The organism is Pseudomonas silensiensis (genome assembly GCF_050434865.1).
Classification (GTDB): domain Bacteria; phylum Pseudomonadota; class Gammaproteobacteria; order Pseudomonadales; family Pseudomonadaceae; genus Aquipseudomonas; species Aquipseudomonas fluorescens_W.
The window spans coordinates 113,790-126,262 of sequence record NZ_JBNDJH010000022.1; the positions used below are offsets into that span (position 1 = coordinate 113,790).

The following is a 12,473-nucleotide window of genomic DNA, read 5'->3' on the forward strand; positions in this document are numbered from 1 at the left end:
AGGGCGGGGTGAACAGGATGATTGATGAGCGTGATGGTAGATCAGAGCACCGACTTACCAGACACCACAAAACAACTGTAGGAGTGAGCCTGCTCGCGATAGCGGAGTGTCATTCGACATATGTATTGGATGACACTCCGCTATCGCGAGCAGGCTCACTCCTACAGGGGTATTGCATACCGGGCGTCCGTTGCGGGCGCCCGGTCTTTTTGCGGTTTAACCAATAGTCATCAAACTGGCATTACCACCCGCCGCAGCAGTGTTAACGCTCAACGCCCGCTCGATAACCAGACGCTCCAGCGCAATGTTGGTCTCGCCTTGCGACAAGCCATGAACCCCAACAATCGCACCGGCACGCTTGGCCACTTGCTGGCAGACCGCACGCAACTGATCGGAATGGCCGTGATGCAGGGCCGCATCAAACAGCACTTCGTCCTTGCTCCAGTCGGAAACCAGCTTGATCTTCGCCTGAACTTCCTTCGGCAGACGTGCGAACAATGCCTTGGTCAATTCAGCTTCCGGCCATACCGCCGAACCGCCGACGGCCAATACCGCGGCCAGTTGCGTCAACAGATCGCCTTCGACTTCCGCCAGGCACAGCACGTGTTCACGCGGCAGGATGGCGTAGCTGTTGCGCTCGCCAGTCGGGCCTGCCAGAACACGGGTGATCCCGCTTTGCGATTGCGCCGCGAACTGCACGCACAGGGTGCTCAGGTCGGCAAACTTGTTGCTGTCAGCCCAGGCTTGCAGGGCTTTCAGCGGTTTGCTCATGGCATCACGCAGGCGAACGTCCGGTGCCACGATGGCATCACCGCGAGCGAAGGATTGTTCGATTGCATCGGTAGGACGCGTCGACAACAGACGGTACAGGTACAGCGGACCACCGGCCTTCGGACCGGTGCCCGACAGGCCTTCGCCACCGAACGGCTGCACGCCGACCACAGCACCCACGATGTTGCGGTTCACGTAGACGTTACCGGCGTTGACGTTGTCGATCACCTTGGCGATGGTCTCGTCGATCCGAGTGTGCACGCCCAACGTCAGGCCGTAGCCGGAAGCGTTGATCTGGCCGATCAGTTGATCGATGTCTTTGCGCTTGTAGCGAACCACGTGCAGCACTGGGCCGAAGATCTCACGTTGCAGTTCGTCGAAGCTTTCCAGCTCGATCAGGGTTGGCATCACGAAGGTGCCGCGTTTGACTTCTTCGGTGTTGGCGATTGCCACCTGGTACACGCTGCGACCTTTGTCACGCATGCCCTGGATGTGCTTCTCGATACCGGCCTTGGCTTCGGCGTCGATCACCGGGCCGATGTCCACGGACAGGCGCTCTGGATTGCCGAGACGGCATTCAGCCATGGCGCCCTTGAGCATTTCGATGACACGGTCAGCGGAATCTTCCTGCAGGCACAGTACGCGCAGCGCCGAGCAACGTTGACCGGCACTGTCGAAGGCCGACGATACGACGTCGATCACGACTTGTTCAGTCAAAGCGGAGGAGTCGACGATCATTGCGTTCTGGCCACCGGTTTCGGCGATCAGTGGAATCGGGCGACCCTGAGCGTCCAGACGACCCGCGACGTTGCGTTGCAGCAGACGAGCAACTTCGGTGGAACCAGTAAACATCACGCCTTTAACCCGATCGTCACCGACCAGACGAGCGCCGACGGTTTCGCCACGGCCCGGCAACAGTTGCAGCACGCCTTCCGGAATCCCGGCTTCGAGCAGCAAACGCACGGCTTGAGCGGCCACCAATGGGGTTTGTTCCGCAGGTTTGGCCAGTACTGGGTTACCGGCGGCCAATGCAGCAGCGACTTGGCCGCTGAAGATTGCCAGCGGGAAGTTCCACGGGCTGATACAAACCACCGGACCCAATGGGCGGTGGGCGTCGTTGGTGAAATCGTTGCGAGCCTGAACTGCGTAATAACGCAGGAAGTCCACGGCTTCACGCACTTCGGCAATGGCGTTGGCAAAGGTCTTGCCGGCTTCGCGAGCCAACAGGCCCATCAGCGGCTGGATCTCGCCTTCCATCAAATCGGCGGCACGTTCCAGAATTGCGGCGCGTTCGGCGGGCGGAGTGGCCTGCCAGATCGGCGCAGCATTCAGGGCGCACTGGATCGCGTTGTCGACGTCTTCGACGGTCGCTTCCTGTACATGGCCAACCACGTCACGCAGGTCGGACGGGTTCAAAACCGGCGCAGGTGTTTCGGTGCTGGAGGCGCAACCGAGCATCGGCGCGGCTTTCCAGTTGTTATGAGCGGTGGCCAGCAAAGCACAGGACAGCGAAGCCAGACGATGTTCGTTGGCCATGTCGATGCCGCTGGAGTTGGCGCGCTCGGCACCATAAAGATCACGCGGCAGCGGAATACGCGGGTGCGGCAGGCCGAAGCCGCCTTCCAGCGTCGCCATCTGCTCGATGCTGGCCACTGGATCGGCCACCAGCTCCTGAATCGAAATAGACTGGTCGGCGATGCGGTTGACGAACGAGGTGTTCGCTCCGTTTTCCAGCAGACGACGCACCAGGTACGCCAACAGTGTTTCGTGAGTACCGACCGGTGCGTACACGCGGCACGGACGATTCAGCTTGCCTTCGGAAACTTTGCCTACAACCTGTTCGTACAACGGTTCGCCCATGCCGTGCAGGCATTGGAACTCGTACTGACCGGGGTAATAGTTCTGACCAGCGATGTGGTAAATGGCCGACAGGGTGTGGGCGTTGTGCGTGGCGAACTGCGGGTAGATGACTTCCGGCACCGACAGCAGTTTGCGGGCGCAGGCGATGTAGGAAACGTCGGTGTACACCTTGCGGGTGTAGACCGGATAGCCTTCCAGGCCTTCGACTTGGGCGCGCTTGATTTCGCTGTCCCAGTACGCGCCTTTTACCAGGCGGATCATCAGGCGATGACGGCTGCGGCGAGCCAGGTCGATCACGTAGTCGATTACATACGGGCAACGCTTTTGATAAGCCTGGATCACGAAACCGATGCCGTTCCAGCCGGTCAGTTGCGGCTCGAAGCACAGGCGCTCCAGCAGATCCAGCGACAGCTCGAGGCGGTCGGCTTCTTCGGCATCGATGTTCAGGCCGATGTCGTATTGCTTGGCCAGCAGGGTCAGTGACAGCAGGCGCGGGTACAACTCGTCCATCACGCGCTCGTACTGGGCGCGGCTGTAACGCGGGTGCAGTGCCGACAGCTTGATCGAAATGCCCGGTCCTTCATAAATCCCGCGACCGTGGGACGCTTTGCCGATCGAATGGATGGCTTGTTCGTACGAGGCCAGGTACTTCTGGGCGTCGTGCTCGGTGAGTGCGGCTTCACCCAGCATGTCGTAGGAATAGCGGAAGCCTTTGGCTTCGAACTTGCTGGCGTTGGCCAGGGCTTCGGCGATGGTTTCGCCGGTCACGAACTGCTCGCCCATCAGGCGCATGGCCATGTCGACGCCCTTGCGGATCATCGGCTCGCCGCTCTTGCCGATGATGCGGCTCAAGGACGAAGTCAGGCCGGCTTCGTTGTGGGTGGCGACCAGTTTGCCGGTCAGCAGCAAGCCCCACGTGGCGGCGTTGACGAACAGCGACGGGCTGTTGCCCAAGTGAGGGTGCCAGTTGCCGGTGCTGATCTTGTCGCGAATCAGCGCGTCACGGGTGCCTTTGTCCGGGATGCGCAGCAGCGCTTCGGCCAGGCACATCAGCGCCACGCCTTCCTGGGACGACAGGGAAAATTCCTGCAACAGGCCCTGAACAATCCCGGCACGGCCGCCGGCGCTTTTCTGATTGCGCAGTTTCTCGGCAATCGAAGCGGCGAGCTTGTTGGTGGCTTCAGCCATGGCGATTGGCAGGCGAGCCTGCTCGATCAGCATCGGCACCACTTCCGGCTCGGGGCGACGGTAAGCGGCGGTGATCGAAGCGCGCAGCACCGATTGCGGCAGGATGCTTTCAGCGAATTCCAGGAAGCACTGGTGCGCGTGGTCAGCGTGGACCTCGCCGGCGTCGTCAGCGTCTTTGCTGATCAGGCCGCTCAGCTCGGTCAGGGTTGCACCACCCTCGAGTTTTTCCAGGTAATTGAAAATTGCCTGCTTGATCAGCCAGTGCGGCGTGCGATCAATCGAGGTCGCGGCAGCCTTGAGGCGCTCGCGGGTCGGGTCGTCAAGTTTGACCCCAAGGGTGGTGGTAGCCATATTTTTATCCTCATGTTTGCCACGACCGCGTGGCATCAGCTGGCGGCAAGATTAGCCGTGCAACCGCCGAGGTGCAACCGGGTGCAACCCTTTTTTTGTCGGAATTATAAGCAGCTCGTCAGGAATTAAATTCCGGTACGAACGTACCGCTCCTGCTTGGTGCTTTTACTTCTAGCAAACCGATGGAACTGCCCTAAAAGGGAGCAAAAACAGGCTTTTTTCAGGTAAATCCGACTAGGTGCAACTTATTCTCAAGAAACTGGTTGCACCTTATTTGCTTTGTTGAATAGCATTCGCGCCCAAGGTGCAACCGGTCAAAAAAGACAGGTGCACCGGCTGATGGCTTTCCTGGGGAAACATCAGTCATAAATGCGCGGGCCCCGTAATCGTCTGAACAAACGTTGTCGTTTGTCGGCGGTTTCACACTCTGCCGCTACATAAAAACAAAGCCAGGGCATCACTTAATGAGCGTAAGCAATCCAACACTGATCACGTTTGTGATCTACATCGCAGCAATGGTGCTGATCGGCTTCATGGCCTATCGCTCCACCAACAACCTTTCTGACTACATTCTGGGCGGTCGCAGCCTGGGCAGCGTCGTGACTGCATTGTCCGCCGGCGCCTCCGACATGAGCGGCTGGTTGTTGATGGGCCTGCCGGGCGCTATCTACATGTCCGGCCTGTCCGAAAGCTGGATCGCCATCGGCCTGATCATCGGTGCTTACCTGAACTGGCTGTTCGTCGCCGGCCGTCTGCGCGTGCAGACCGAGCACAACGGCGATGCGCTGACTCTGCCGGATTACTTCTCCAGCCGTTTCGAAGACAAAAGCGGCCTGCTGCGGATCATCTCCGCGGTCGTGATCCTGGTGTTCTTCACCATCTACTGCGCCTCCGGCATCGTGGCCGGCGCCCGTCTGTTCGAAAGCACCTTTGGCATGTCCTACGAGACTGCACTGTGGGCTGGCGCTGCGGCGACGATTGCCTACACCTTCGTCGGTGGTTTCCTGGCAGTGAGCTGGACTGACACCGTACAAGCCACGCTGATGATCTTCGCCCTGTTGCTGACGCCGATCATCGTGCTGCTGGCCACTGGCGGCATCGACACCACGTTCCTGGCGATCGAAGCACAAGATCCAAGCAACTTCGACATGCTGAAAAACACCACCTTCATCGGCGTGATTTCGCTGATGGGCTGGGGCCTGGGCTACTTCGGCCAGCCGCACATCCTGGCGCGTTTCATGGCGGCGGATTCGGTCAAGTCGATCGCTAACGCTCGCCGTATCTCCATGACCTGGATGATCCTGTGCCTGGGCGGCACCGTGGCTGTAGGCTTCTTCGGTATTGCCTACTTCTCGGCAAACCCTGCCGTGGCAATGCCAGTGAGCGAAAACCACGAACGTGTGTTCATCGAACTGGCCAAAATCCTGTTCAATCCATGGGTTGCCGGTGTACTGCTGTCGGCCATTCTGGCTGCTGTGATGAGCACCCTGAGCTGCCAACTGTTGGTGTGCTCGAGCGCACTGACCGAAGACTTCTACAAAACCTTCCTGCGTAAAACCGCTTCCCAGGTCGAGTTGGTCTGGGTCGGCCGTGCCATGGTGCTGCTGGTTGCCCTGATCGCTATCGGTCTGGCCGCTAACCCGAACAACCGTGTACTGGGTCTGGTCAGCTACGCTTGGGCCGGTTTCGGCGCTGCGTTCGGTCCGGTTGTCCTGATCTCCGTGATCTGGAAAGACATGACCCGCGACGGCGCACTGGCCGGCATCCTGGTCGGCGCGATCACCGTGATCGTCTGGAAGCATTTCGAACTGTTGGGTCTGTACGAAATCATCCCTGGTTTCATCTTCGCCAGCCTGGCGATCTACATCGTCAGCAAAATGGGTGAGCCGACTACCGGCATGCTTCAGCGCTTTGCAGCGGCCGAGAAAGATTTCCGCCTGAACAAGTGATGGGAATGAGCTGATGCTCTGACCTTTCGGCTACAACAAAACGGCCCGCTTCCTACTGGATGCGGGCCGTTTTTTTTGCCTACGCAAATCTGGAATCTCTATTTGTCCCCTGTAGGAGTGAGCCGGCTCGCGATAGCGCCAGGTCAGTCGACATCAATGTTGAATGATTAACCGCTATCGTCGGAACGCCGCCCGGAGCCGGCTCACTCCTACAGGGGGGGGGGTTTTGAAGGAGATGTCTGTAGCCAAACACACTGATTGTTGAAGGAGAAATCTCTAAAAAAGTAGGGCAAATCTGATTTCCCTGTCCCTCCATCAACACCCCTTGTCGCTCATGCAGAATCGCCCGCCTTCATTCTGCAGAGACACATCGGATGTTCGCTCCTGCCAATCAACCGCGTTTCACGTTGACCATCGACGGCGTCCAGAATGAGCTCAAGGTGCTTGAGTTCACGGGCACGGAAGCCATCAGCCAGCCCTACCGTTTTGACCTGGAACTGGTCAGCGAACGGCCCGACATCGAACTCGAAAGCCTGCTGCATCGTCAGGCATTTCTGAGTTTTGATGCGCAGGATTCCGGCATTCATGGTCAGATTTTTCGCGTTGGCCAAAGCGATTCCGGCCAACGCCTGACGGGCTACCAAATCAGTCTCGTGCCGCGTCTGGCCTACCTCAGTCAGCGCATCAATCAGCGGATCTTCCAGCACAAAAGCGTGCCGGCGATCATCGCGCAAATTCTCAAGGACCACGGTATCCAGCGCGATGCCTTCGAGTTTCGGCTCGGCAGCGATTACCCCGCGCGTGAGTACTGCGTGCAATACGCCGAAAGCGATCTGGCGTTCATCCAGCGGCTGTGTGCCGAGATCGGCATTCACTACCACTTTCAGCACAGCCTCGACGGACACCTGTTGGTGTTTGGGGATGACCAGACGGTTTTCCCTCGTCTGCCCGAACCGACGCTATACCTGCCGGGTAGCGGAATGGCGGCGGATGCGCCGGCCATCAAACGTTTCAAGGTGCGACTGGAAACCCGGACGACAGCGGTAACCCGTCGCGACTACGACTTCAAAAAACCTCACCTGCAACTTGAAAGCCGCCTCGACAGTGAGTTGCGACCGGTGCTCGAGGATTACCACTTCCCGGGGCAATTCACCGACCGCGAACACGGCAAGCATCTGGCCCAGCGAGCACTCGAACGACACAACGCCGACTTCCGTCAGGCTGAAGGTCGTGGCGACGAATCGGCGTTGGTCAGCGGGCATTTCCTACACCTGGCCGAGCATCCGCGCCAGGCTTGGAATGACCTGTGGTTGATCACCGAAATCGAACACCGTGGCCGCCAACCGCAAGTGCTGGAAGAGTCAGTCACCAGTGACGGCCCGGATGATTTCCAGGGCTATCGCAATACCTTTCTGGCAACACCGTGGGACGTTTCGTTTCGCCCTCCACTCGGGCCGGAAAAACCACGCATGCTCGGCTATCAACCTGCCGTGGTCACCGGCCCGACCGACAGTGAAATCCATTGCGACGAGTTCGGTCGGGTCAAGGTTCAGCTCGCCTGGGACCGCGACGGTCAGCTCGATGAACATTCCAGTTGCTGGCTGCGCGTCGCCACCGGCTGGGCTCACGACCGTTATGGCAGCGTGATGATTCCGCGAGTCGGTATGGAAGTGCTGGTGGGATTCGTCGACGCCGATGCCGATAAACCGCTGGTGATGGGTTGCCTGCCAAACGCCGCATCCCCGGTGCCGCTCGATCTACCCGCCGACAAAACCCGCAGCATTTTCCGCAGCCAGAGCAGTCCCGGTGGCGGCGGTTACAACGAATTGCGCATCGAGGATCGCAAAGGTGCCGAGGAAATCTACCTGCGCGCCCAGCGAAACTGGACCCAGCACGTACTGAATGATCAACAAGTGCAGGTCGATAACGCCCGCAGCATCGTCGTCACCGGCACCGCTCGCCATGAACTGAAGTCCGACGAGCAACGCATCACCCATGGCCAGCGCCAGACCGAAGTGAAGCGGGATGATCACCTGGTGGTGGTCGGTGACCGACACATTCGCGTGACCAGTCAGGCGCTGAATGCCAGCCAGCAATTCCATGTCAGCGCCGGCCAGCAAGTGGTGATCGACGGCGGGGCCAGCGCGACGATTCAGGCGGGCGGGCAGTGGATCAACATCGGTCCCGGCGGGATCTTCAGCAGCGTGCCGATTCAGGTGGGCGGGGCGTTGATGCCGGCCATGGCGGCGGCACCTGCATCGCCGGACACACCCTTGAAACTCGTCGCCGCCCAGGCCGCGCTGCTGAGTGCCGCACAGATCCTGAGCCTGAAAAGCGACGCGCCGTTCTGTGAGGAATGTGAGCGCTGCAAGGACGGTGTCTGTGCAGCCTGATGCCTTGTCACCCCACGCCTGGTTGGATCACCAACCGCTCAAACCTTCCGAGCAGTTGTTCGCGGTTTTCAGCAACGCGAGCGACGCTGAACCGTTCAAAGCCTGGCAGCGTTCGATCACCGCTCAAGCACCCAGTCCGATCTGGGCCGACACCGCTTACGCCGAGTGGGAACCGGTGATGCCCTATGTCGGAACCGTCGCTGGGGGCAGTGAGTTTCTGGAGTGGGCTGCCACCACTGAGTCTCGTGATTGGGGTTGGCTGGCGGTGGCTTCCATCTCTCAAGACGTGCTGGTCAAGCACCTGCGCAGCCTCACTCAAGTTCTCTTGCCCAACGGTAATGCGGTGTTTTTCCGCTTCTGGGATGGGCGCTATTTGCTGCCGATTCTTCAGTCCACCGACGTTAACGCCACGCAGTTAATGCCTGTGATTGATCGCGTTTTGATCAATGGCCAGTCGCTCGACATCGGTGGCAGTGCGTTGAAAACCTCCAGGGTTTTTCCGTGGTGGGAAGTTTCCGAATCGCTGCTTAAACACCTCGCCAACGAGTCCGCAACAACCCGTATTAACAACTTGCTGATGTGGTTGAGCGAGGACCGACCTGATCTTTATGAGGCGTTTTCGGCGAGCGTATTGCGGCACAAGGTCGCGATCTTTCTGCAGGCGCCTGATCTGCCTCAAGCACCGAAATCAGCTTTGGTGGATTACTTGATAACGGAGCTGGACTGATGGATCAGATTGTACGGATCGAGCAGGAGCTCGACGGTTTCAAGGACACCCTTTCCCTCTACCGTGAACAGCTCAAGCACTGGTTCAGCCAAGCGGCGGACACGGCCAGCCGCGCCGCTGATTTGCCTTCGCTGATGGGCATGGAGCGGATCATAAAATTCGGCAATACCACCACTGCGGTGAGCAGTGGCGATGAGGACTTCTTTTCCAGTGTTGCGCAGTGTTCGGACAGCGGGACTCTGGAGATTGAGAGCAAGTTTGAATCGCTCTACGACATTCCGTTAGGGAACATTCAGGTCGATGTGATTGCCGTAGAGGGCGGCGAGACTAAGCCGGTCACGCTTGATCAATACGGTAAGGGACAATTCACCGGCGTTCCCGGGAAGTTTTATCGCGTTCATGTTCAGAGCGAAGTCACCCCGGAACAAGTCGATGAGCTTTTCTCCTCATACGACGGCCTGACCACGGAGTTGGAAGCCTGGCTACGCAATGAGTGGGAAGGGTTCAAGCCTCAGTGGTCGCAGTCAACTCTGACGGCTGGGGGTAACGGAACACTCGCGGGAAGTTGGGCTGCGATCATCGGTGTTTGGGACAGCGTCAGCCTCGTTTTTGACATCCTTAAAAATCCTGGCGATCACCTTGATCGACTCGGTAGTAGTGCTCAGCAACTCATCGATTTGGCACAGCAATCACCTGTTGCGATGGAGCAGGCCATGCTGCTAGCCAGCGATGAAGCGGCGCTTTGCCTGCTATTTCGCACCGCGAGTCTTTGGCTTTCGGCGCTACCGCCTAGCGAGACTGCTGGCAACTCAGCAGAGATCGCCAGCCATGTCATCGTCTCGTTACTGATCGATATTCTGATTGCTTTGGTGCTGACCTTGACGGTTGCCGGTATACCCGCAGCTGCCGCTTATCTGAAGCTTCGGGGACTTAAGTACGGGATGTTGCTGTCTGGTCTCGCGATGCGCTTCGTCAAGGCGACATTCAGCATCCTCAACTCCTTCATGACCTACGTCGACCGCTACAAAAAAGTCGCCGCACGCGGTGTTGCAGCGGGTCTGAAAAAAGGGCGCATGCATCTGCGCTGGGATGCCAAGCGCAATACCACGCTCAAGCAAAACGAACACCACGACAACGTCCCGGATCAGGCTAAAAACCCCAACGGTGACAGCGCCGATTCCGTTGATAAAACCGCCACCAACAAATGCCCGGTGTCGATGGTCACCGGCGAAGAACTGCTGACCTTCACCGACGGTTCGCTGGACGGCATCCTGCCATTCGACTTCACCCGGCTCTACCGCACCAGCGCCGCCGAAATCGACTGCGGCCTCGGTTTCGGCTGGAGTCACAGCCTCGCCCATCGACTGGAAATCGACGGCGAGACCGTCATCTGGATCGACCACGAAAACCGTCGGACCACGTTCCCGCTGCCAAACAGTGAACGCCCGGCGATCCACAACAGCCTGTCGCGGGCGGCTATTTATCTCGGCGATGAACCCGAAGAATTGATCCTCGCCCAGGCGGGTGACGACGCACGGTTCTATCACTTTCATAACGGTCGGTTGACGGCGATCAGCGACGCTTACGACAACCGCTTGCGCATCACCCGCGATCGACAAGTCCGCATCAAACGCCTCGACAACGGCGCCGGCCGTGCCTTGTTGTTGCGCTATGACCGCAGCCATTTGGTCGCCGTGGAGTATCAGCGCTTTCATCCGGCCGACACCCTCGACGAGGCCTGGCACACCGAACAGACGCTGGTCACGTATCACTACGACGAACGCGATCAACTGATCGAAGCCACCAACGCCGCTGGCGAAAGCGAGCGTTACGACTACGACGATCAGCACGTCATCTTGCAGCGGCAACTGACCGGTGGGGCGAGTTTCTTCTGGGAGTGGGAAAGGTCCGGCAAGGCTGCCCGATGTGTCCGGCATTGGGCGTCGTTTTCGCAGATGGACACGCGGTACGTCTGGGATGAAGAGGGCAGTGTCACCGTCCAGAACATCGATGGCAGTGAAGAGGTTTACGTCCACGACGATCGGGCGCGGCTGGTGCGCAAGGTCGAGCTGGACGGTGGTGAACACCTCAAGGCCTACGACGATCAAGGCCGGCTTATTGCCGACCAGGATCCGCTCGGCGCCGTCACTGAATACCGTTATGACGAAGTCGGACGATTGGTTGCGCTGATTCCGCCGGAAGACGAACCGACGGCCTACGAGTACCGCCACGGTTTCCTGCACGCACGGTTTCGCGGCAAAGCGGTGTGGAAATATCAGCGCAATGCGCAAGGCGACGTCACCGAGGCGACCGATCCTGACGGTCATGTCACCCACTACCATTACGACGAAAAAGGTCAGCTGCTGTCGATCCGTTACCCGGACACCAGCCGGCAGGTGTTCGTCTGGAATGGCTTGGGGCAGTTGGTTGAGGAAACGCTGCCGGATGGTGGTGTGCGGCGGTTTTCCTATGACGCGCTGGGGCGGCAGATTACCCGTCAGAACGAACACGGCGCCGTTACCCAGTACCAATGGGATGCCGTCGGCCGACTGATCCAGACGACTTTGCCTACCGGCGCCAGCCGCGCCTTCAGCTACAACGCCTACGGAAAGATCACCGCCGAACGCGATGAGCAGGGCCGCGTCACCCGCTACGAATACGTCGACGATCTGCATCTGGTCAGCCGTCGGATCAATGCCGACGGCACCCAGTTGAAGTACCGCTACGACAACGCCCAGCTGTTGCTCACCGAGATCGAAAACGAATCCGGCGAAAAATATCTCCTGGACTACACGCCTAATGGCTTGATCCGACAGGAAATCGGATTCGACGGCCAACGCACGGCGTACGCCTACGACCTCAACGGCCAACTGCTGGAAAAAACCGAGTTCGGCGACGACGGCTCGCAACTGGTGACGGCTTACCAGCGGGATTCGGCCGGGCGCCTACTGGTCAAAACCCTGCCCGACGGCATTAAGGCCGAATATCGCTACGACAGCCTCGGCCGGTTGGTCAGCGTCGATGACGGTCACGATCACCCGCTGGAATTCGAGTACGACCAGCAGGACCGCCTGATCAGCGAACACCAAGGCTGGGGCACCTTGCGTTATGGCTACGACGCCTGCGGCCAACTCAATCACCTGCGCCTGCCGGACAACAGCAAACTCGACTATCACCACGCCAAGGGCGGTGCGCTGACGGCCATCGACCTTAACGGCGCGCGACTCACCACTC

5 protein-coding genes are annotated in these 12,473 nt (G+C 59.1%); 4 read left to right on the plus strand and 1 reads right to left on the minus strand.

What is annotated here, in order from left to right:
- Window positions 1–216: 216 nt before the first annotated feature.
- Window positions 217–4,170, minus strand: a complete 3,954-nt coding sequence (putA, locus tag QF010_RS26025) for a trifunctional transcriptional regulator/proline dehydrogenase/L-glutamate gamma-semialdehyde dehydrogenase (RefSeq protein ID WP_033055430.1) — start codon at window positions 4,168–4,170, stop codon at window positions 217–219.
- Window positions 4,171–4,634: 464 nt separating this feature from the next.
- On the opposite strand from putA, the gene putP reads away from it, so the two are divergent.
- The 4 genes from putP to QF010_RS26045 all read left to right on the plus strand — a co-directional run.
- Window positions 4,635–6,119, plus strand: coding sequence for a sodium/proline symporter PutP (gene putP, locus QF010_RS26030; RefSeq protein ID WP_429534205.1), 1,485 nt, complete (start codon window positions 4,635–4,637; stop codon window positions 6,117–6,119).
- A gap of 374 nt (window positions 6,120–6,493) precedes the next feature.
- Complete coding sequence (locus QF010_RS26035) at window positions 6,494–8,512, plus strand: type VI secretion system Vgr family protein (RefSeq protein ID WP_429534206.1); 2,019 nt, start codon at window positions 6,494–6,496, stop codon at window positions 8,510–8,512.
- Complete coding sequence (locus QF010_RS26040; protein ID WP_429534207.1) at window positions 8,502–9,239, plus strand: DUF4123 domain-containing protein; 738 nt, start codon at window positions 8,502–8,504, stop codon at window positions 9,237–9,239. Before QF010_RS26035 ends, QF010_RS26040 begins: the two co-directional genes overlap by 11 nt.
- Window positions 9,239–12,473, plus strand: a 3,235-nt coding sequence (locus QF010_RS26045; protein ID WP_429534208.1) for a DUF6531 domain-containing protein, incomplete at its 3' end; no start/stop codon positions are given. The genes QF010_RS26040 and QF010_RS26045, both read left to right, overlap by 1 nt.